This is a genomic window from Streptomyces sp. NPDC046915 (assembly GCF_040644935.1).
Lineage (GTDB): Bacteria > Actinomycetota > Actinomycetes > Streptomycetales > Streptomycetaceae > Streptomyces.
This window is the reverse complement of the sequence record NZ_JBEYXB010000003.1, coordinates 148,580-169,491: the sequence shown is the minus strand read 5'-3', so window position 1 is coordinate 169,491 and position 20,912 is coordinate 148,580. Positions and strand designations below refer to the sequence as shown.

The window sequence follows — 20,912 nt, the reverse complement described above, 5'->3', positions numbered from 1 at the left end:
CCCGCTCCGCACCGGCCGGGGCGTTCAGGACGTCAGGCGCCGCAGCCGACCGGCGGCCTCGGTGAGGACGTCCTCCCGCTTGCAGAAGGCGAAGCGCACGAAGGGGGCCCCGGCCTCGCGGTCGTCGTAGAAGACGGCGTTGGGGACGGCGACGACACCCGCCCGCTCCGGCAGGGCGCGGCAGAAGGAGAGGCCGTCCTTCTCGCCGAGCGGGCGGATGTCGGTGGTGACGAAGTACGTGCCGGCGGGCCGGAACACCCGGAAGCCGGCGTCCGCCAGCCCCGCCGACAGCAGATCCCGCTTGGCCAGCATGTCCGCGCGGAAGGCGTCGAAGTACGAGTCGGGCAGGGCGAGCGCCTCGGCCACCGCGTACTGGAAGGGGCCCGACGCCACGTACGTCAGGAACTGCTTCGCCGAGCGCACCGCCGTCACCAGTCCGGGCGCCGCCGTCACCCAGCCGACCTTCCACCCGGTGAAGGAGAAGGTCTTCCCCGCCGACCCGATCGTCACCGTGCGCTCGCGCATGCCCGGGAACGCGGCCAGCGGCAGGTGCTCGGCCTCGTCGAACACCAGGTGCTCGTACACCTCGTCCGTGACCACCAGCAGATCGCGCTCCACCGCCAGCTCGGCGATCGCGGTGAGCTCCTCGCGGGTGAGCACCGTCCCCGTCGGGTTGTGCGGGGTGTTGATCAGCAGCAGTCGGGTGCGGTCGGTGACGGCCGCGCGCAGCTCGTCGAGGTCGAGCCGGAAGCCGGCGCCGCCCTCGGAGTGCGGCCGCAGGGTCACCGGTACCCGGGTACCGCCCGCCATCGCGATGCTCGCCGCGTAGGAGTCGTAGTACGGCTCGAACGCGATCACCTCGTCGCCGGGCTCCATCAGCGCCAGCAGCGACGCGGCGATGGCCTCCGTGGCACCGGCCGTGACCAGCACCTCGGTGTCGGGGTCGAAGGACAGTCCGTAGCGGCGCTCCTGGTGCGCGGCGATCGCGGTACGCAGCTCGGGGACGCCCGGCCCCGGCGGGTACTGGTTGCCACGCCCGTCACGCAGGGCGCGCACCGCCGCCTCCCGTACCTCCTCGGGGCCGTCCGTGTCCGGGAAGCCCTGGCCCAGGTTGATCGAGCCGGTCCGCACGGCGAGGGCCGACATCTCGGCGAAGATCGTCGTCCCGAACTCGGCGAGCCGGCGATTGAGGAGGGGGCGCGCACTGGAGGTCATGCCGGTCATCCTGCGCCCAAGCTCTGGACTTCCTCAACTCTGCTTTGGCTCGCGAGAGGGCCGGGCATCCCCCGTTCACCACACTCACGGGGGAACGGAAGGAGGGTGACGCCATGTTCATCGGCATCATCCTGGCGGTGATCGCGGTCATATTCGTCGTGGCCATGCGGAGCAGCGTGCGCAAGGGGCGGTCCTGCCGCAAAGGGAGCGGGAGCGGCGGCGGCAGCAGCTGGTGGGTGGCCGGGAGTTCGGGGGCGGCCTCGTCGTGCGGGTCGTCGTCCAGCGGTCACAGCGGTCACAGCGGGCACAGCGGGCACAGCGGTCACGGGGGTCACTCGTGCGGGGGTCACTCGTCGTGCGGCGGGTCGTCCTGCGGGGGCGGCTCGTCCTGCGGCGGCGGGGGCGGATGCGGCGGAGGCAGCTGACACGGGGCAGCTGAGTTCCTCCCCAGGCCCTGTTCGTCGGGGCCGCACACCGAGCGCCCGCCGGAAGAAGGCATCCGGCGGGCGCTCCGTCGTACGCGCGCCATGGTTGAACAGTTGAGCTGTTGAGCCCTCTAGGGGATGGAAACCCCACGAAGTTGGGTAAAAACGCTTGGGCGGCGCCACCGTTCATGATTCCCTCTAAACCGCCCTGGGCCGGCCGGGCCGAACGCGCTGACCTGGCCGATCTCCCGGCGCCTTCCCTTCCTTCCCTTCTTTCCCTGCCTTCTTCCTTTTCTTTGCGTGCTAGCGGAGCCGATCCATGCTCACGACCCTGAACACCGCCTACACCGATACGCGCGCCGCCGACCTAGCCTGGGCCCTGGGACGCGAGCCGCTCCCCGCCCTGGCCACGCTCGATCTCGAACTCACCGGATCAAAGTTGCAGTTGAGACTCCTCGGCGCGTCCCACCAGGTGCTGCTGGAGGAGGAGCGGGGCAACTGCTCGGAGACGGTGGCGTGCATCCCGGGATCCAGCACCCCGCTCCCGCTGGGCGTCGCCAAGCGGGTCGACGACTGGGAGTACGAGTTCGCGGCCCGGGTGGAGGTCCTCTCACCCGGCTCCTTCGCGGGCCGCGCACAGGAGTTGCTGGCCCTGGTCTCCGACCACCCCCACGGCCTGGCCGGCGTCTTCCCCGGCAGCCCGCACGCCTTCACCGCGCTGCTGGCCCAGCACCACGAGGGCCAGGTGCACTGGCGCACCTGGCACGCCTACCCGCAGGACGGCCAACTGGTGGCGACGCGGACGAGGGTGGGGGTGCGAACGCCGGCGAGTGGCGCCCGCGAGTGACGGAGTTCCACACGTGTGGGTGACGAAGAGTGCCCCGCCCGTGACGTAACGTCGCAGCGTGATCGAACCGCACGCGCCCGCCCCGCCCGGCACACCGCCGTCCTGGGGCGCCCCCGCGCGGCTGCCCGTCCGGCCGGGGACCGGACGCTTCCTGGTCCTCGCGGGTGTCTTCGTCTGTGCGGCCTGCGGACTCGTGTACGAACTCGAACTGGTCGCGCTCGCCTCCTACTTGATGGGCGACTCGGTCACCCAGGCCTCCGTGGTGCTGTCCGTGATGGTCTTCGCGATGGGCATCGGCTCGCTCGCCGCGAAGCGGCTGCGCCCGCTCGCCGCCGCCGGCTTCGGCGCCGTGGAGGCGACCCTCGCGCTGGTCGGCGGGTGCAGCGCGATGGCGCTGTACGCGGTCTTCGCCTGGACCGGCGACTGGGGCGGCATGTGGGCCTACGGCCCGCGCTGCCTCCTGGTCGCCTTCTCCCTCACCATCGGCCTGCTGATCGGCGTCGAGGTCCCGCTGCTGATGGAGCTGATCCAGCGCATCCGCCGCGAGGACGCGGGCGGCGCGGTGGCCGACCTGTTCGCGGCGGACTACGTCGGCGCCCTGGTCGGGGGCCTGGCCTTCCCCTTCCTCCTGCTGCCCCGGCTGGGCCAGTTGACCGGCACACTGCTCACCGGCACGGTCAACGTGGTGGCGGGCGGCGCCCTGGTCCTCGGCCTGTTCCGCCGCGACCTGACCCGCCGGGCCCGCTGGCTGCTGCTGCTCGCCAACCTCACCGTCCTCACCGTCCTCGCCTCCGCCGCCGTACTCGTCGACGACTTCGAACGGGCCGCCCGGCACGCGGTGTACGGCCCGGACGTCCGCGTCGCCGTCCAGACCGGCGTCCAGGAGGTCGTCCTCACCGGCGGCACCCGCGGCCGTCCGCTCGACCTCTTCCTGGACGGCCGGCTACGGGTGGGCGGCCAGGACGAACGCCGCTACCACGAGGCCCTCGTGGACCCGGCGATGACCGGCCCCCACGCGCGCGTGCTGATCCTCGGCGGCGGCGACGGGCTGGCCGCCCGCGAGGTGCTGCGCCACCGGGGCGTGCGCCGCGTGGACGTCGTCGAACTCGACGCCGGCCTGCTCCGCCTCGCCCGCCACGACCCCGCCCTGTCCCGTCTGAACGGGCATGTGTACGACGACACCCGCGTCCACACCACCGCCGCGGACGCCTTCGGCTGGCTGCGCGGGGCGTCCCCGGCGGCGTACGACGTGGTGATCGCGGACCTCCCCGACCCCGGCATCACGGCCAGCACCAAGCTGTACTCCCTGGAGTTCTACGGCCTGGCCCGCCGGGCCCTGGCACCGGGCGGCCGCCTGGCCGTGCACGCCGGCCCGGTCTCCGGCCGGGCACGGGTCTTCTGGACGGTGGCGTCGACCCTCCGCGCGGCCGGCCTCGCCGCCACCCCGTACCGCGTCCTGGGCCAGGACCCTGGCCTCGCCGCGGGCCCCGACCGCTCCGCCGGTGCCTTCCACGCCCCGCACGACTGGGGCTTCCTCCTGGCCGCGCCGGGCAGGGCCGCACCGCCGCTGCGCCTGGACCCGGCCCAGCCGCGCCCGCGCACCGTGACCCGGGCCGTACTCACCGCCGCCGCCCGCTCGGCGGACCGTACGCGCGTGCCGGGGCTGCCCGCGTCCACTTTGGTGCATCCGCGCTACTGACGCTTCGCCGAGGGGGGTACGCGGCGGTCACACCTGGGTAGGCTCAGCCGACATGGAGCACGAGGTCTTCCTTCCGGTTCCGGTCGAGCGGCTGAGGGAGGCGCTCGCCGACCCCGCGCGCGTCGCCCGGGCGATTCCCGGGCTCCAGCAGGACGCCGGTGCCGAGCCCGTCACCGGGCGGCTGAAGGTGCGCATCGGCAGCCACTCCATCACCTACCGCGGTTCGCTGCGGGTCTCGCCCGGACAGGACGGCGCGTACGTCGTCGAGGGCGACGCGACCGAGACCCGCGGCACGGGCACGGTCACCCTCGTCCTCACCCTCCGGCTGCGCGGCACCGACGGCGGCACCACCGTCACCGTCCACGGCACCGCCACCGGGGAGGGCCGCGTCGCCGAACTGCCGCGGGACGCGGTGGCCTCGGCGGCGCTGCGGCTGCTGAACCGCTGCCTGGAGGCGCTGGGCGCGGAGCCGGACTCCGAGGCGAAGCCGGAGGCAGCGGACACCGCCGCCGAGGCCTCCGTCCACGACACGGAGATCCCGCCGCCCTCCCTCGCCCCCGCGGCCGACGAGGGCCCCGGCACCGAGGGTTACGAGCCGGACGAGCCGCCCGCCGAGGCGGCACACGCACGGCGGACGATGATCGGCCGCAGCGCGGAGGAGGTCGACCACGCGCCGCCGCGCGGCCGGTACGCGCCCGTGCCGGCGCCGCAAGCCGTCGCCGTGAACTCCACGCTCCGCTGGGCCGCCCCGGCGGCGGCGCTGGTGCTGGCCTCGGCGATCGTGGTGGGCCGGGCCCTGCGCCGACGCCGCTGACCACCGCGGTCCGGATCTCGCACGCCCTCTTGATCGCCCCAGTAGGGTCGTCACGTGAGCAACAAGGACATCACTCTGACCGCGGGTGACGCGGAAGTGACCCTGCGGCCCGCCCACGGTGGCCGGGTCGGCGGACTGAGGATCGGCGGTCTCGAACTGCTCCGGCAGGGTGACCGGTTCGGGTGCTTCCCGATGGTCCCCTGGTGCGGCCGGATCCGGGAGGGCCGCTTCCTGGACGGCGCCACCGCCCACCGGATGCCGCTGAACTCCCCGCCGCACGCCATCCACGGCACCGCCCGCGACGGCGCCTGGCGCGTCGCCCGCGTCGGCGTCGACGAGGCGGTCCTCACCTACGACCTGGTCGAGCCGTGGCCCTTCCCGGCCCGGGTCACCCAGGCGGTGACGCTGGCCGAGGACGCGCTGACGCTCACCATGTCCGTGGAGACGTACGACTCGTCCTTCCCGGCGCAGATCGGCTGGCACCCGTGGTTCAACCGGAACCTGGGTGATCAGGACGTGCGCCTGGACTTCGACCCCGCCTGGCAGGAGGAGCGCGGCGACGACCACCTGCCCACCGGCAACCGTGTCGCGCCGAAGCCGGGCCCCTGGGACGACTGCTTCGGCATGCCGGGCGGGGTGGACGTCACGCTCACCTGGCCCGGTCAGCTGGAGCTGAAGGTGACCAGCCGCGAGGAGTGGGTCGTCGTCTACGACGAGCAGGAGGCCGCGGTCTGCGTGGAGCCCCAGACCGGCCCGCCCAACGGCCTGAACACCCTCCCTCGCCTGGTCACACCCCTGGAGCCGCTGGAGGCCACGACGACCTGGCGCTGGCGCCGCCCTTAAGCTGTCCGGCATGACGGACGTACGTGGCGAGCTGCTTCGCGAGATCAAGGACAAGGCCGTGGTGCACGGCAAGGTGACCCTGTCGTCGGGCAAGGAAGCCGACTACTACGTCGACCTTCGCCGGATCACCCTCGACGGAGTGGCCGCGCCGCTGGTCGGTCAGGTCATGCTCGACCTGACCGCCGACCTCGACTTCGAGGCGGTCGGCGGGCTCACGCTGGGCGCCGACCCGGTGGCCACGGCCATGCTGCACGCCTCCCACGCGCGCGGGAAGACGCTGGACGCCTTCGTGGTGCGCAAGGCGGGCAAGGCGCACGGCCTTCAGCGCCGTATCGAGGGCACCGAGGTCGAGGGCCGCCGGGTGCTGGCCGTCGAGGACACCTCCACCACGGGCGGCTCGGTGCTGACCGCGGTCGAGGCGCTGCGCGAGGCCGGCGCGGTGGTCGTGGCCGTGGCGACGATCGTGGACCGGGCCACGGGGGCCGCCGAGGCCATCGCCGAGCAGGCCGGGGTGCCGTACCTCTACGCCTACTCGAAGGACGACCTGGGGCTCGACTGAGCGGTTATCCACAGGCTGGACAGGGTGTCCGAAGGATCCCGTCGAGTCTGCGAAGATGGCCCCGACGATGACGTCACTCCCTAGGTCAGGGCCGTAATAGCAGAACGCAAACCCGCACATACAAGGAGCGGACAGATGCCCATCGCAACCCCCGAGGTCTACAACGAGATGCTCGACCGGGCGAAGGCAGGCAAGTTCGCCTACCCGGCCATCAACGTGACGTCGACCCAGACCCTGCACGCGGCCCTGCGCGGCTTCGCGGAGGCGGAGAGCGACGGCATCATCCAGATCTCCACGGGTGGCGCCGAGTTCCTGGGCGGCCAGTACGACAAGGACATGGTCACCGGCGCGGTGGCCCTGGCCGAGTTCGCGCACATCGTCGCCGAGAAGTACCCGGTCACCGTCGCCCTGCACACGGACCACTGCCCGAAGGACAAGCTCGACGGGTACGTACGTCCGCTGCTCGCGGTCTCCGAGGAGCGCGTCAAGGCCGGCCGCAACCCGCTCTTCCAGTCCCACATGTGGGACGGCTCGGCCGAGACCCTCGCCGACAACCTGGAGATCGCCCAGGAGCTGCTGGCCCGCGCCGCCGCCGCGCGGATCATCCTCGAGGTCGAGATCACCCCGACCGGTGGTGAGGAGGACGGCGTCTCGCACGAGATCAACGACTCCCTGTACACCACGGTCGAGGACGCGATCCGCACCGTGGAGGCGCTCGGTCTCGGCGACAAGGGCCGTTACCTGCTGGCCGCGTCCTTCGGCAACGTGCACGGCGTGTACAAGCCGGGCAACGTCGTCCTCCGCCCCGACCTGCTGAAGGAGCTGAACGACGGCGTCGCCGCCAAGTTCGGCCGCCCGTCCGGCAGCAAGCCGTTCGACTTCGTCTTCCACGGTGGCTCCGGCTCCACGGCGGAGGAGATCGCGACCGCGCTGGAGAACGGCGTCGTCAAGATGAACCTCGACACGGACACGCAGTACGCCTTCACGCGTCCCGTCGCCGACCACATGCTCAAGAACTACGACGGCGTCCTGAAGGTCGACGGCGAGGTCGGCAACAAGAAGGCCTACGACCCGCGCACCTGGGGCAAGCTGGCCGAGGCGAGCATGGCCAAGCGTGTCGTCGAGGCCACGCAGAACCTGCGGTCCGCCGGCAACAAGATCAAGTAACCGGCCGCGGTACTTCCGGCGGGCCCGGCGTCTGTCTACGGCGCCGGGCTCGCTGTATACCTGGGGGCATGCCCGACGTCCGGCTGTCCTCCCCGCAGGGCAAGTGGATCCTGCTCACCACCGTCCTCGGCTCCAGCATGGCGATGCTGGACTCGACCGTCGTCAACGTGGCACTCCCGACCATCGGCCGCGACCTCGACGCGAGCCTCGCCGCCCTCCAGTGGACGGTCAACGCGTACATGGTCACGCTGGCCGGGCTGATCCTGCTCGGCGGCTCCCTCGGCGACCGCTACGGCCGCCGCAAGATCTTCGTGCTCGGCGTGATCTGGTTCGCCCTGGCGTCCCTGCTGTGCGGGCTCGCCCCCACCCCGGTCATCCTGATCGCGGCCCGCGCCCTCCAGGGCATCGGCGGGGCCCTCCTGACCCCCGGCTCCCTCGCCCTGATCCAGGCGTCCTTCCACCCCGACGACCGGGGGAGGGCGATCGGCCTGTGGTCCGGCTTCGGCGGGGTCGGCGCGGCCGTCGGCCCGTTCCTCGGCGGCTGGCTGGTGTCGGGCCCCGGCTGGCGCTGGGTTTTCCTGCTGAACGTGCCGCTGGCGCTGCTGTGCGCGCCGGTCGCCCTGCGGCACGTCCCGGAGTCCTCTGGGGGTACCTCCCGCTCGAGCGCAGCCGAGAGTGGGGGAGCGCGTGCGCGAGGCCGCTTCGACGTGCTCGGCGCCGCGCTGGGCGCGCTGGCCCTGGCCCTGGTGACGTACGCGCTGATCGAGGCCCGCGGCGGCTCACTGGTCGTCACCCTCACGGCGGTGGCGGGCCTGCTGGCCGCGGTCGCCTTCGTGTACGTCGAGAAGCACAGCCCCGACCCGATGCTGCCGCTCGGCATCTTCGCCTCCCGCCAGTTCACCTCGGTCAACCTGGTGACCCTCTGCGTCTACGCGGCCTTCGGCGGCTTCTTCTTCCTCACCGCCCTCCAGCTCCAGGTCGTGTCCGGCTACTCGCCCCTCCAGGCCGGCGTGGCCCTGCTGCCGACGACCGTCCTGATGCTGCTGTTCTCGGCCCGCTCGGGCGCCCTCGCCGACCGGATCGGCCCGCGCATCCCGCTCACCGTCGGGCCCCTGCTGTGCGCGGCGGCGATGCTGCTGATGCTGCGGGTGGGCCGGGACGCGAACTACGTGACGGACGTACTCCCCGCCCTGCTGGTCATGGGCGCCGGCATGGTCACCCTGGTAGCCCCGCTCACCGCCTCCGTGCTGGCCTCCGTGGACACCGCGCGGGCGGGCCTGGCCAGCGGCATCAACAACGCGGCGGCCCGCGCGGCGGGACTGATCGCGGTGGCCGCGCTGCCGCTGCTGGCCGGGATGGGCCCGGAGGCCTACCGCTCGGCGGCCGCCTTCGACGCCGCCTTCCGCCGGGCGATGCCGATCTGCGCCGGTGTCCTGATCGCCGGATCGGCGCTGGCCTTCAGCTTCGTACGCCGCCCGCGGCCGGGCTGCATCCGCCCGGAATGCCACACGCACGGCTCGGTGACGGCACCGCCGCTGGAACGCGGGTCGGCGTAGCCCCGGCCCGTCCGGCGACCGTGGAGGCGGCCGTTCGGACCGCGGCGGCCCGCTCCACCGATCGGCCGAGCCCCGGAGATCATGCGCGAGACTGGACCCATGAGCATTCACGAGAACCTCCTCGGGGGCCCGCCCCCCACGCACCTCCCCGACGACCCGGAGCCCCGTGAGCTCCTGGCCCAGGGCACCGCGCCGGCGGACGTCGCCGCCAGGTACCCCACCTCGTCGCTCGCCTGGGCCCAGCTGGCCGACGACGCCTTCGAGCGGGGCTCGGTCGTCGAGTCGTACGCCTATGCCCGCACGGGCTACCACCGGGGCCTGGACGCCCTGCGCCGCAGCGGCTGGAAGGGCCACGGCCCCGTCCCCTGGGAGCACGAGCCGAACCGTGGCTTCCTGCGCGCCCTGCACGCCCTCGCCCGCGCCGCGCAGGCGATCGGCGAGCAGGAGGAGTACGAGCGCTGCACGCAGTTCCTGAAGGACTCCTCCCCGACGGCGGCCCAGACCCTCGGCTGACGCCTCGGGGACGTCGCGGTGTGGCCCGTCTGGCAGCAGGCGGGCCTTGCCGTATCCGGGGGGATTGCGGAGGATGCGCATAGGGGACCGGGGCCCCCGTGCCGGAATCGGCAGGGGCGGACCGCTACCCGGAGCAACAACAGGAGACAGCGATGTCCCAACAGGCTCACCCGACCCCTCAGCCCCATGAGGACCATGAGCCCGAGACCCCGCATCTCGACTTCGCGGGTACGACGCCGTACGAAGACTACGTCAAGGCGGACGTGCTCACCCACCTCCAGCACACCCTCTCCGACGACCCCGGAGAGATGGTCTTCCTGGTCACCACGCAGGTGATGGAGCTGTGGTTCACCGTCATCGTCCACGAGTGGGAGACCGCGGCCAGGGCGCTCCGCGAGGACCGGGTGCCGGTCGCGACCGACGCGCTGAAGCGTTCCGTACGCGAGCTGGAGGCGCTCAACGCCTCCTGGAAGCCGCTGGGCCAGCTCACCCCGGCGCAGTTCAACTCGTACCGCTCCGCTCTCGGCGAGGGCTCCGGTTTCCAGTCGGCGATGTACCGCCGCATGGAGTTCCTGCTCGGTGAGAAGTCCGCGTCGATGCTCGTCCCGCACCGGGGCGCGCCGCGCGTGCACGCCGAACTGGAGAAGGCCCTGCACGAGCCGAGCCTCTACGACGAGGTGCTGCGGCTGCTGGCCCGCCGCGGCCACGCGATCCCCGCGGCCGTCCTCGACCGTGACGTGTCCCTGCGCTACGACCCCTCGGACGCCGTCGAGTCGGCCTGGGCCGCGATCTACTCCGGCGACCAGAACGCCGAGCTCGCCCGGCTCGGGGAGGCGCTCAGCGACGTGGCCGAGCTGGTCTGGCGCTGGCGCAACGACCACCTGGTCGCCACCCGCCGCGCGATGGGCGCCAAGCCCGGCACCGGCGGCTCGGCGGGCGTGGCCTGGCTGGAGAAGCGCGCGCGGAAGAACGTCTTCCCGGAGCTGTGGACGGCGAGGTCCCATGTCTGAGTCCGAACTCATGGCGCGGGCGGAGAAGCTGGACGCGGCGGACGACCTCGCCCCCGTCAGGTCCCGTTTCCTGCTCGACGATGTGGTGTACCTGGACGGGAACTCACTGGGCGCGCTGCCCGCCCACGTCCCGGCCCGGCTGGACGACGTGATCCGGCGGGAGTGGGGCGAGCTGCGCATCCGCTCCTGGACGGAGAGCGGCTGGTGGACGGCGCCGGAGCGGATCGGTGACCGGATCGCCCCGCTGGTGGGCGCGGCGCCGGGCCAGATCGTGGTGGGCGACTCCACGAGCGTCAACGTCTTCAAGGCGCTCGTGGCGGCCGTACGCATGGCGGGCGAGGACCGCGACGAGATCCTGGTCGACGCGACGACCTTCCCCACGGACGGCTACATCGCCGAGTCGGCGGCCCGCCTGACCGGCCGCACGCTACGCCCGGTGACCCCGGCCGAGGTGCCGGCCGCGCTGACCGACCGTACGGCGGCGGTCCTGCTGAACCACGTGGACTACCGCACCGGCCGCCTGCACGACCTGCCCGCCCTCACGGCGGCGATCCACGCGTCCGGCGCGCTCGCGGTCTGGGACCTGTGCCACAGCGCGGGTGCGCTGGAGGTGGGGCTGGACGAGCACGGGGTGGACCTGGCGATCGGCTGCACCTACAAGTACCTGAACGGCGGCCCGGGTTCACCGGCGTTCCTGTATGTCCGCCGTGACCTCCAGTCCCGCTTCGACTCGCCCCTCCCCGGCTGGAACTCGCACGCCGAGCCCTTCGGCATGCGCCCGTCCTACGAACCGGCACCGGGCGCCCCGCGCGGCCGCGTCGGCACGCCGGACATCCTGTCCATGCTGGCCCTGGAGGCGGCTCTGGAGGTCTGGGAGGACGCGTCGGTGCGGGCCGTACGGGCCAAGTCCCTCGCCCTGACCGACTTCTTCCTGGAGTGCGTGACCGCGTACGTCCCGCCGGGCCGCGTCGAGTCCCTCACCCCTGTCCCCCACGAGCAGCGCGGCAGCCAGATCGCGTTGCGCTGCGACGACGCCGGGGAGGTGATGCGCCGCCTCATCGAACGCGGCGTAGTGGGCGACTTCCGCCACCCCGACGTCCTCCGCTTCGGCTTCACCCCGCTGTACGTCCGCTTCACGGACGTGGAACGGGCGGCGCGGGTACTGGGGGAGACGGTCACGGGGTGACAGGGCCTGCTCTTATCAGCCCGTCTGAGGGTGTCCCCTCTGGGGGAGTTTGAGGACGAGGCCGTTCAGGCCGATGGGGTCCGGGGCGGAGCCCCGGCGGGGTCGAAGGGGCGGAGCCCCTGGAGGACGGGAAGGGTAGGGGCGGCGGGGGCGAGGAACCCGCGGCCCCAACCCCCGCCCGCTACAGAACCGTTTATCCTCACCGAGAGTGACATGGCACGTCACCGGCCTGATACCGTCCCCGCCAACGGCCGATCTGCCACCTGGTCCGCCAAACCTTCCCCCAGAGCCGAAAGCCTGGGAGGTACCCCCATCACCGCTGAGAGGTTGGAGCATGCCGGACGACGCCGCAGCATCCCGCGCCGCTGCCGAGGAGGAGTCGGCCTTCTCCCACCCGTCCGTCGCTCCCGACGCCACCCGTGCCTACGGCGACCACCCCGACCAGGTGATCGACTTCTACGCGCCGCGAGGCGTGAGCGCCCCCGCCGACCCCGACCCCGTCCCCGTCCCCCTCGTCGTCGTCCTGCACGGCGGAGCCTGGCGCGCCCCCTACGACCGCCGCCACATCACCCCGTTCGCCGACTCCCTGGCCGCCAGGGGCTTCGCCGTCGCCAACGTCGAGTACCGGCGCGGCAGCGCGACCCCGGCACAGGGCGAGGGCACCCCGGTCGCCGGCCGCTGGCCGGACACCTTCGACGACGTCGCCGCGGCGCTCGACGCGCTCCCCGCCCTCGTCCGCGAGGCACTTCCCCAGGCCGACCCCCGCCGCACGGTGCTCACCGGCCACTCGGCGGGCGGTCACCTGGCCCTGTGGGCCGCGGCCCGTCACGTCCTGCCCGCCGACGCCCCCTGGCGCACCAACGGCCCCGCCCCGCTGCGCGGAGTGGTCGCCCTCGCCCCGATCGCCGACTTCGCGGTCGCCGGGAAACTGGAGGTCTGCGGCAACGCGGCCCTCCAACTCCTCGGCGGCGAGGAGAAGTTCGCCGAGCGTCAGCCGTACGCCGACCCCGCCCTGCTGCTGCCCACCGGCATCGCGACCACGCTCGTCCAGGGCCGAGCGGACCTGGTCGTCCCGGAGGCGGTCGCCGAGTCGTACGCGGACGCGGCGGCGAAGGCGGGCGAGATGGTGGGCCTGACCCTGCTGGAGGACGTCGGCCACTTCCCGCTGATCGACCCGGCGGCGGACGCCTGCGCGGTGGTGGCGGAGGAGATCGCCCAGCTGGCCTGGTGACGCGGCACCCGGTCATACCCGTAGTACCTGAGAGCTACCGCCGAGGACAGCTCTCCGGCGGGACGCCGGCTACGAGCCCCGCTCCGTAACTTCCCCTCCAGACCAGCCCGATGACCGGGCGGCATCGGGAGGGGAGGCCGGCATGGCGCTGGCACGGACGGCACGCGACAGCGGCGGAGAACGGCGCCGGGGCACCAGCCGTGGCACCAGCCGGGGCACCAGCTGGGTCCGCGCCCTCCTGGCCGCCTCGATCACCGCAGCCATAGTGGTCCCGCTCTCCGCCGCCGCCCGACCGGAGGTCCCCGCCCCGGCGCCCGCCGCCCTCGCCCCCCTGACGCCGTCCACCCTGGGCGAGGCCTACACGGCCAACCGGGCCAACGCCGAGAAGGCGTCCCGGATGGCCGCCGCCCACGGTGACCGGCGGCGCGCCGCGGCGGACCGCTCGCTCGCCGGACCGGCCCGCCGTCTCCTCGCCTTCGACGGTCGGGGCGCGGGCCTGGCCACGGAGGTCTTCGGCGACCTCGCCCATGCCGACCGGGTGGCCGTCGTGGTCCCGGGCTCCGACACCTCCCTCGACACCTACGCCCGCTTCCACACGGCCGCCGCCGCCCTGCACCGCGAACTCACCCGGCAGGCCCCGCCCGGCACCCGTACCGCGGTCGTGGCCTGGCTGGGCTACCGCACGCCCGGCACGGTCAGCACGACCGTCCTCACCGCGGGCCGCGCCGAGCAAGCCGCCCCGCACCTCAGGGACTTCGTCGGCGAGCTGCGCCGCGTCACCGGCCCGCACACCCGGCTCACCCTGGTCTGCCACTCGTACGGCTCGGTGGTGTGCGGCCGGGCCGCCGACCACCTCGCGGTGGACGACCTCGCGCTGATAGGCAGCCCCGGCACGGGCGCCGACAAGGCATCCGCCCTGCACACACCCGCCCGGGTCTGGGCGGCCCGGGGCAGCGAGGACTGGGTGGCCGAGGTGCCGCACGTCCGCGCGGATCTGCTCGTCACCACCGTCGGCTTCGGCACCGACCCGGTCTCACCGGCCTTCGGTGCCCGGGTCTTCGACGCCGGCGACGCCGACCACAGCGGCTACTTCACACCGGGCTCGACGGCCCTCACCAACCTGGCCCGGATCGTCCTGGGCGACACCTCGGAGGTCACCCATGACTGAGCGCACCCTCCGCACACCGCTTCTCCAAGGCATACGGCAGAGCGCCCGCCGCGTGGACGCCGCCACCCCCGCCTCCCGGGACCGCGCGGTCGACGCCCTGCGCGCCTTCGCGATCCTCGGTGTCGTCCTCGGCCACTGGCTGGTCACCGCCCTCGTCGTGGACGACGGCGCGCTGCACGCGGCGAGCCCGCTCCAGCACATGACCTGGCTGGCCCCCGTCTCCTGGGCCTTCCAGACCCTCGCGGTGTTCTTCCTGGTGGGCGGGCACGTGGCGACCCGCGGGTACGCCTCCGCGCGCGCCCGGGGGGTGTCGTACGGCGAGTGGCTGCGCGGCCGGCTGACCCGGCTGTTCCGTCCGGTGGCCGCCGTACTGGCCCTGTGGACGGTGGCGGCGACCGCCCTGCTCCTCGCCGGCGCCCCGTACGGCACGGTCCGCACCCTGGTCAAACTGGCCCTGTCGCCGATGTGGTTCCTGCTGGTGTTCGCCGTTCTGACGGCGGCGACCCCGCTGGTGACCCGGCTCAACCCGCTGTGGCCGCTGGCCGTCGTCCTCCATGTGGACCTCCTCCGATTCGGCCTCGGCTTCGCCCCGCCCTGGCTCGGCTGGGTGAACGTGGCGGCGGGCTGGCTGGTGCCCTACACCCTGGGCGCGGCCTGGACCCGGGGTGAGCTGGAGAGCCGCCGGGCGGGCTGGGTGCTGCTCGCCGGCGGGACGACGGCCACCGCGGGGCTGGTCGCGTGGGCGGGCTACCCGGCCTCGATGGTCGGCGTCCCCGGGACGGCCGTCTCCAACCTGGACCCGCCGACCCTGGCGGCCGTGACCTTCGGCCTCGCCCAGTGCGGGCTGGCCCTGCTGCTGCGGGCGCCGCTGCGCCGGGCGCTGCGCCGGCCTCTCGCCTGGGCCGCGGTGGCCCTGGTGAACCTCTCCGCGATGACGATCTTCCTCTGGCACCAGACCGCGATGATGGCCACCACGGCCCTCGCCCTCCCCGCGGGCCGGCTGACCGGACTGCACACCCCACCCGACGACCTGACCTGGGTCGCCGCCCGCCTGGCCTGGCTGCCGGTCCTCACCCTGGCCCTCGCCGTGTGCTGGACCGCGTTCCGCGGCCACGAGCGGCCCGGCCGTGCCCGCCGCCGGCGGTCACGCGTGATCCGGACCCACCGGCCGTCCGGCCGGGGAGCGACGGTGGACGGTCACCGTGTCTAGGGTGGAGCGCGTGACGGAACCGGGGGTCCAAGGCGCGTTCGGCCGCCGAGTCCTGGGCTGGCTGCGGGTGTTGCGGGACGACCTGTGCACCGTCGGGGCGGATCCGCTGCCCCCTTCCGTATGGGTGCGCTGGCTGCCGCACGGCGTGCTGTGGCTCGCCGCGTTCGGCATCGGCCTCGGCGGCACGGCCCATCTCGCGAACGACGGGAACCTGAACCTCACGGCCGCCCTGCTGATCGGCATCGCGCAGGGCGGCGCGGTGGTGCTCGCCATGCGGCGGCCGATTCCGGCGTGGTGGCTGTCCATGGCGGCCATGGTGGTGGGGGCCGTCGCGGTGCACGGCCGGCTGGCCGCGCACGAGGGGGTGACGTTCACCTGGCCCTGGACCCCGGCCGGGATCATCGCCCACCTGCTCGTACTGCTGCTGCTCGCGCTGCGGGTGCGCACCAGGATCTCCGGCGAGGCGCTGGCCCTGACCGTACTGGTCACCTATGTCTTCGAAGGGCTGTGGGGGGCGTCGAAGTACCAGCCCACCGGGGTGGTCACGATCGTCCTGTCGGCGGTCGTCGTGGTGCTCGGCATGGCGCTGCGCGGCCGCCGCGTGGCGCGCGCGGAACTCGGCCGGCAGACCACGCTCACCGCCGAGGAACGGGCCCGGCGCACCCTCCTGGAGGAGCGCAGCCGTATCGCGCGCGAGCTGCACGACGTGGTCGCCCACCACATGTCCGTGATCTCCATCCAGGCCCAGGTGGCCCCGCACCTCGTGGAGAACCCGTCCGAGGAGCTCAAGGAGAACCTGGCGGGCATCCGCGAGAACGCGCTGGAGGCGCTGACCGAGCTGCGCCGGGTGCTCGGCGTGCTGCGCTCGGAGCACCCCGAGACGGGCGACCCCCTCGGCGGGCCGGCCACCGGCGCCGCCCCGCACGCCCCGCAGCCCGGCCTGGACCGGCTCGACGCGCTCGTGGAGAACACCCGGGCCGCGGGGCTCACGGTGACCCTCGACGTCACGGGCGAGCGGCGAGTGCTGGCACCGGGCGTGCAGCTGTCCGCGTACCGGATCGTGCAGGAGGCGCTGAGCAACGTACTGCGGCACGCTCCCGGCGCGACCGCCCGCGTCGAACTGCACTACTCCCTCCTCAAGTTGAGCGTGGAGATAGTCAACTCGCCGCCGACGCGGCCCACGTCGCCGTCACCGGGCGCCGGGCACGGGCTGCTCGGCATGCGGGAGCGGATCGCGATGCTCGACGGCTCCCTGGCGGCGCACCCGCTGCCCGACGGCGGCTACCGGGTGAGCGCGATCCTCCCCACGTCCACGCTCGTCGCGGGCCCGGACCCCGCCATCGACCCGACCGACCCGAAGGACCACACCGCATGACGAGCAGCGCCATCCGCGTCCTCATCGCCGACGACCAGCAGATGGTCCGGCAGGGCTTCACCGTGCTGCTCAACACCCAGCCCGACATCGACGTCGTCGGCCAGGCGGTGGACGGCCTGGACGCGATCGGCCAGGTCGCCGAACTGGCCCCGGACGTCGTCCTGATGGACATCCGCATGCCCGAACTGGGCGGCATCGAGGCCACCGGCCGCATCACCGCCGAGCACCCGGACATACGGGTACTGGTCCTCACCACCTTCGACCTCGACGAGTACGTGTACGAGGCCCTGCGCGCCGGCGCCTCCGGCTTCCTGCTCAAGGACGCCTCCGCGGACCAGCTCGCCGAGGCGGTCCGGGTGGTGGCCGCCGGTGACGCGCTGCTCGCGCCCGGGATCACCCGTCGGCTGATCGCCGAGTTCTCCCGCCTGGACGGCAGCCGCCGGGCACCGCTGAAGCAGCGCGTGGGCGGCCTGACGGAACGCGAGACCGAGGTGCTCGCCCTGATCGCCCAGGGCCTGTCGAACGCGGAGATCGCCGAACGGCTCGTGGTCGCGGAACAGACCGTGAAGACCCATGTCGGCCGCATCCTGGTGAAGCTCGGCCTGCGCGACCGCACCCAGGCGGCGGTCTTCGCCTACGAGTCGGGCCTGGTCCGCCCGGGCGGCCGCTGAACCCTGCCGGGGATGCCCCGTAGTACCTGAGACGGATTCCCCAGGACCCCCCTCACTGGTGACGACCGGGCCCCCGGTTCCCGCCTACCTTCTTAACGTGACCGAGACAACGCACACGCAGACCACACCGCCGGGCGCGGGCGCCGGGCCGCGCAGCCTGGAGTACCGGCTCGCCGCGGACGCCCTGCGGAACCTGCGGCAGGACCTGTTCCAGGATGCCTTCGCCTACCGCCCGCTGCCCGGCATGGACGTCGACGGCCCGGTCACCGGCCGGTTCACGCCCCGCATGCGGCAGTACGCGCTGTGGACCCCGCACTGGGTGGTGGCCGCGGTCGCCGTGTTCGCCACGCTGGTGACCTGGTCCGGCGAGAGCGGTGGCGATCTGCCGGGGCTGCTGTCCGGCCCGATCGTCGCCGTCCCGGTCCTGCTCACCCTGATCCGCCCGATCGGCGCCTTCTGGCTGTCCTTCGTGACGACGACGATGGTGACCCTGCTGAGCGCCTCACCGCTCGACTGGCCGTGGCTGCCCGGCCCCGCCGTCTCCCACCTGGCGGTGCTCACGATCGTCGCGATACGCACCCGCCCGCGCACGGCGGCCTGGATGTGGGCGATCACCGCTGTCTACGGCTTCGTCGCCGAGTACCTCTTCGGCGGCGGCGACAACGGCGCCAGAACCTCCCCCATGCTGTTCATCGCCGCCATGGCCCTGCTGGCCGTCACCGTCTGGCACGTCCGCCGCGACGCCCGGCAGGAGGTGACCGCCCAGCAGACCGCGACCGAGCACGAGCGCTCCCGCCGCACCCTGCTGGAGGAGCGCACCACCATCGCCCGCGAGCTGCACGACGTCGTCGCCCACCACATGTCGGTGGTCGCCATCCAGGCGGAGGCGGCCCCCTACCGGGTGGAGAACCCGCCGCCGGAGCTGGAACGGGCCTTCGCCACCATCCGGGAGAACGCGGTGGCGGCGCTGACCGAGCTGCGCCGCGTCCTCGGTGTCGTCCGCGCCGAGGACTACGAGGTCCCGGACGCCCCGCAGCCCACCCTCGCCGACCTGGACGCCCTGCTCGCCAACGTGCGCGAGGCGGGCCTCGCCGTCGAGAAGGTGGTGACCGGCGCGGTGCGCGAACTGCCGCAGGGCGTCGAGCTGTCGGCGTACCGGATCGTCCAGGAGGCCCTGAGCAACACCCTGCGGCACGCTCCCGGCGCGAGCGCCCGCGTCGAGGTCGGATACGTCCTCGGCGGGCTCGGCCTGCGCGTGGTGAACGGCCCGCCGCCCGCCCCGTCCCTGATCAAGCCCTCACCCGGGGCCGGCCACGGCATCACCGGCATGCGGGAGCGCGTGTCCATGCTGAACGGCGAGATGACGGCCGGCCCGTCCGACGACGGCGGCTACGAGGTGACGGTGTTCCTGCCGGTCACCACGATGAACGAAGGATCCGCATGAGCATTCGGGTACTGATCGCGGACGACCAGATGATGGTGCGGGAGGGCTTCTCGGTGCTCCTCAACGCCATGCCGGACATCGAGGTCGTCGGCGAGGCGGTCAACGGCCGCGATGCGGTGGACCGCGTCCGCGAACTGTCCCCGGACGTCGTCCTGATGGACATCCGCATGCCCGAACTGAACGGCATCGAGGCCACCCGCGAGATCGTCGCGGCGGACGGCACGGCGAAGGTCCTCGTGCTCACCACCTTCGACCTCGACGAGTACGTCTACCAGGCCCTGCGGGCGGGCGCCTCCGGCTTCCTCCTCAAGGACGCCTCCGCACGGCAACTGGCCGACGGGGTCCGGGTGGTGGCCTCCGGCGAGGCCCTCCTGGCCCCCTCGGTCACCAGGCGGCTGATCACGGAGTTCTCCCGGCTCGCCGAGACCCCACGCCTGTCGGCCACGGCCCAGGCCGCCTACGGAGACCTCACGGAACGCGAGACGGAGGTGCTCGTCCTCATCGCCCAGGGCCTGTCCAACGCGGAGATCGCCGAACAGCTCGTGGTCGCCGAGTCCACGATCAAGACCCACGTCAGCCGGATCCTGGTGAAACTGGGGCTCAGGGACCGGACTCAGGCGGCGGTGTTCGCCTACGAGGCCCGACTGGTCACGCCGGGCTGAGAGGCACGCGTACCCCCCGACCGGCGGCAAGCTCACCCCCCCAACCCCCTGGTCAGGGCTACCGCTGCCGGGCTAGCGTCCGGGCATGGCAGTTGCTGATGACCTCGCGTTCGACCCCTGGGACCAGGCGTTCGTGGCCGACCCGTACCCGGCCTACGCCGAGCTGCGAAGGAGGGGCCGGGCGGTCTACTACGAGCGCACCGACCAGTGGCTGGTACCGCACCACGCGGACGTCTCGGCGCTGCTGCGGGACCGCCGGCTGGGGCGGACGTATCAGCACCGGTTCACGCACGAGGACTTCGGCCGTACCGCGCCCCCGCCGGAGCACGAGCCGTTCCGTGTCCTGAACGACCACGGCATGCTCGACCTCGAACCGCCGGACCACACCCGGATCCGGCGCCTGGTGTCGAAGGCGTTCACGCCGCGCACGGTGGAGGCGCTGAAGCCGTACGTCCAGAACCTGGCGAACGACCTCGTGGCCGCCCTGGTCGACGCGGGCGGCGGCGATCTGCTGACGGACGTGGCCGAACCGCTGCCGGTCGCGGTGATCGCCGAGATGCTGGGCATCCCGGAGTCCGACCGGGCCCCGCTGCGGCCCTGGTCGGCGGACATCTGCGGGATGTATGAGCTGAATCCGTCCCAGGAGACGGCGGCGAGGGCCGTACGCGCCTCCGTCGAGTTCTCCGAGTACCTCCGCGAGCTGATCGCCGCCCGCCGCAAGGAGCCGGGTGACGACCTCGTCTCCGGCCTGATCGCCGCGCACGACGAGGGCGACCGGCTGACCGAGCAGGAGATGATCTCGACTGCCGTACTCCTCCTCAACGCCGGTCATGAGGCCACCGTCAACGCCACAGTGAACGGCTGGTGGGCCCTCTTCCGCAACCCTGACCAGCTGGCCGCCCTGCGCGCCGATCACTCCCTGATCCCCTCCGCGATCGAGGAGCTCATGCGCTACGACACCCCGCTCCAGCTCTTCGAACGCTGGGTCCTGGACGAGATCGAGATCGACGGCACGACGATCCCGAGGGGCGCCGAGATCGCCATGCTCTTCGGCTCCGCCAACCACGACCCGGCGGTCTTCACCGACCCCGGGCGGCTGGACCTGACCCGCAAGGACAACCCGCACATCTCCTTCAGCGCGGGCATCCACTACTGCATCGGCGCGCCCCTCGCCCGTATCGAGCTCGCCGCCTCGATGACGGCCCTGCTGGAGAAGGCCCCGGCCCTGACCCTGGCCGCCGAGCCGAAGCGGAAGCCGAACTTCGTGATCCGGGGGCTGGAAGGGCTGGGCGTGGAGGTGGGGTGACGCGGACGGCG

Annotated in this window: 19 protein-coding genes; 18 read left to right on the top strand and 1 reads right to left on the bottom strand. The window is 73.1% G+C overall.

The annotated features are described in order from the left end of the window. Positions 1–24 precede the first annotated feature (24 nt). Complete coding sequence (locus tag ABZ915_RS08875; RefSeq protein WP_361798158.1) at positions 25–1,224, bottom strand: pyridoxal phosphate-dependent aminotransferase; 1,200 nt, start codon at positions 1,222–1,224, stop codon at positions 25–27. A gap of 735 nt (positions 1,225–1,959) precedes the next feature. Here ABZ915_RS08875 and ABZ915_RS08870 point away from each other — a divergent pair. From ABZ915_RS08870 to ABZ915_RS08785, 18 genes are all read left to right on the top strand, one after another. After that, entirely contained in the window at positions 1,960–2,487 is a 528-nt protein-coding gene (locus ABZ915_RS08870) for a DUF2617 family protein (RefSeq protein ID WP_361798155.1), read from the top strand. Between the two features lie 58 nt (positions 2,488–2,545). Beyond that, complete coding sequence (locus ABZ915_RS08865; RefSeq protein WP_361798152.1) at positions 2,546–4,186, top strand: polyamine aminopropyltransferase; 1,641 nt, start codon at positions 2,546–2,548, stop codon at positions 4,184–4,186. A gap of 52 nt (positions 4,187–4,238) precedes the next feature. Then, positions 4,239–5,000: an SRPBCC family protein gene (locus ABZ915_RS08860; RefSeq protein WP_361798149.1), complete on the top strand. Its 762-nt coding sequence runs from the start codon at positions 4,239–4,241 to the stop codon at positions 4,998–5,000. A 54-nt stretch (positions 5,001–5,054) separates the two neighbouring features. Continuing rightward, positions 5,055–5,843: an aldose 1-epimerase gene (locus ABZ915_RS08855; RefSeq protein WP_361798146.1), complete on the top strand. Its 789-nt coding sequence runs from the start codon at positions 5,055–5,057 to the stop codon at positions 5,841–5,843. 10 nt (positions 5,844–5,853) lie between these two features. Continuing rightward, a complete protein-coding gene (gene pyrE / locus ABZ915_RS08850; RefSeq protein WP_361798143.1) occupies positions 5,854–6,402 on the top strand; it encodes an orotate phosphoribosyltransferase in 549 nt (182 codons plus the stop codon). Positions 6,403–6,537: 135 nt separating this feature from the next. After that, positions 6,538–7,569, top strand: a complete 1,032-nt coding sequence (fbaA, locus tag ABZ915_RS08845) for a class II fructose-bisphosphate aldolase (RefSeq protein ID WP_361798140.1) — start codon at positions 6,538–6,540, stop codon at positions 7,567–7,569. A gap of 68 nt (positions 7,570–7,637) precedes the next feature. Next, complete coding sequence (locus tag ABZ915_RS08840; protein WP_361798137.1) at positions 7,638–9,125, top strand: MFS transporter; 1,488 nt, start codon at positions 7,638–7,640, stop codon at positions 9,123–9,125. 99 nt (positions 9,126–9,224) lie between these two features. Further along, positions 9,225–9,638, top strand: coding sequence for a DUF3151 domain-containing protein (locus tag ABZ915_RS08835; RefSeq protein ID WP_361798134.1), 414 nt, complete (start codon positions 9,225–9,227; stop codon positions 9,636–9,638). 152 nt (positions 9,639–9,790) lie between these two features. Next, positions 9,791–10,648: a tryptophan 2,3-dioxygenase family protein gene (locus tag ABZ915_RS08830; protein WP_361798131.1), complete on the top strand. Its 858-nt coding sequence runs from the start codon at positions 9,791–9,793 to the stop codon at positions 10,646–10,648. Continuing rightward, a complete protein-coding gene (kynU, locus tag ABZ915_RS08825; protein WP_361798128.1) occupies positions 10,641–11,834 on the top strand; it encodes a kynureninase in 1,194 nt (397 codons plus the stop codon). The genes ABZ915_RS08830 and kynU overlap by 8 nt, the downstream gene beginning before the upstream one ends. Before the next feature lie 334 nt (positions 11,835–12,168). Next, on the top strand, positions 12,169–13,065 hold the full coding sequence (locus ABZ915_RS08820) for an alpha/beta hydrolase (protein WP_361798125.1): 897 nt from the start codon (positions 12,169–12,171) through the stop codon (positions 13,063–13,065). A 142-nt stretch (positions 13,066–13,207) separates the two neighbouring features. Then, positions 13,208–14,233, top strand: a complete 1,026-nt coding sequence (locus ABZ915_RS08815) for an alpha/beta hydrolase (protein ID WP_361798122.1) — start codon at positions 13,208–13,210, stop codon at positions 14,231–14,233. Continuing rightward, positions 14,226–15,443, top strand: a complete 1,218-nt coding sequence (locus ABZ915_RS08810; RefSeq protein WP_361798119.1) for an acyltransferase — start codon at positions 14,226–14,228, stop codon at positions 15,441–15,443. Before ABZ915_RS08815 ends, ABZ915_RS08810 begins: the two co-directional genes overlap by 8 nt. Before the next feature lie 10 nt (positions 15,444–15,453). Further along, on the top strand, positions 15,454–16,818 hold the full coding sequence (locus tag ABZ915_RS08805; RefSeq protein WP_361798117.1) for a sensor histidine kinase: 1,365 nt from the start codon (positions 15,454–15,456) through the stop codon (positions 16,816–16,818). Further along, on the top strand, positions 16,815–17,489 hold the full coding sequence (locus ABZ915_RS08800; RefSeq protein WP_361798114.1) for a response regulator transcription factor: 675 nt from the start codon (positions 16,815–16,817) through the stop codon (positions 17,487–17,489). Before ABZ915_RS08805 ends, ABZ915_RS08800 begins: the two co-directional genes overlap by 4 nt. 97 nt (positions 17,490–17,586) lie before the next feature. Then, positions 17,587–18,933 (top strand): histidine kinase, encoded by a 1,347-nt coding sequence (locus ABZ915_RS08795; RefSeq protein ID WP_361798111.1) that lies wholly within the window; start codon positions 17,587–17,589, stop codon positions 18,931–18,933. Next, positions 18,930–19,595, top strand: coding sequence for a response regulator transcription factor (locus ABZ915_RS08790; RefSeq protein ID WP_361798108.1), 666 nt, complete (start codon positions 18,930–18,932; stop codon positions 19,593–19,595). The genes ABZ915_RS08795 and ABZ915_RS08790 overlap by 4 nt, the downstream gene beginning before the upstream one ends. An 85-nt stretch (positions 19,596–19,680) precedes the next feature. Continuing rightward, entirely contained in the window at positions 19,681–20,901 is a 1,221-nt protein-coding gene (locus tag ABZ915_RS08785) for a cytochrome P450 (RefSeq protein WP_361798105.1), read from the top strand. The last annotated feature ends 11 nt before the right edge of the window (positions 20,902–20,912 follow it).

Coding starts and splice junctions, on each gene's coding strand:
- ABZ915_RS08875 (WP_361798158.1), bottom strand. CDS start 1,224: ATGACCGGCATGACCTCCAGTGCGCGCCCCCTCCTCAATCGCCGGCTC.
- ABZ915_RS08870 (WP_361798155.1), top strand. CDS start 1,960: ATGCTCACGACCCTGAACACCGCCTACACCGATACGCGCGCCGCCGAC.
- ABZ915_RS08860 (WP_361798149.1), top strand. CDS start 4,239: ATGGAGCACGAGGTCTTCCTTCCGGTTCCGGTCGAGCGGCTGAGGGAG.
- pyrE (WP_361798143.1), top strand. CDS start 5,854: ATGACGGACGTACGTGGCGAGCTGCTTCGCGAGATCAAGGACAAGGCC.
- fbaA (WP_361798140.1), top strand. CDS start 6,538: ATGCCCATCGCAACCCCCGAGGTCTACAACGAGATGCTCGACCGGGCG.
- ABZ915_RS08840 (WP_361798137.1), top strand. CDS start 7,638: ATGCCCGACGTCCGGCTGTCCTCCCCGCAGGGCAAGTGGATCCTGCTC.
- ABZ915_RS08835 (WP_361798134.1), top strand. CDS start 9,225: ATGAGCATTCACGAGAACCTCCTCGGGGGCCCGCCCCCCACGCACCTC.
- ABZ915_RS08830 (WP_361798131.1), top strand. CDS start 9,791: ATGTCCCAACAGGCTCACCCGACCCCTCAGCCCCATGAGGACCATGAG.
- kynU (WP_361798128.1), top strand. CDS start 10,641: ATGTCTGAGTCCGAACTCATGGCGCGGGCGGAGAAGCTGGACGCGGCG.
- ABZ915_RS08820 (WP_361798125.1), top strand. CDS start 12,169: ATGCCGGACGACGCCGCAGCATCCCGCGCCGCTGCCGAGGAGGAGTCG.
- ABZ915_RS08815 (WP_361798122.1), top strand. CDS start 13,208: ATGGCGCTGGCACGGACGGCACGCGACAGCGGCGGAGAACGGCGCCGG.
- ABZ915_RS08810 (WP_361798119.1), top strand. CDS start 14,226: ATGACTGAGCGCACCCTCCGCACACCGCTTCTCCAAGGCATACGGCAG.
- ABZ915_RS08800 (WP_361798114.1), top strand. CDS start 16,815: ATGACGAGCAGCGCCATCCGCGTCCTCATCGCCGACGACCAGCAGATG.
- ABZ915_RS08790 (WP_361798108.1), top strand. CDS start 18,930: ATGAGCATTCGGGTACTGATCGCGGACGACCAGATGATGGTGCGGGAG.
- ABZ915_RS08785 (WP_361798105.1), top strand. CDS start 19,681: ATGGCAGTTGCTGATGACCTCGCGTTCGACCCCTGGGACCAGGCGTTC.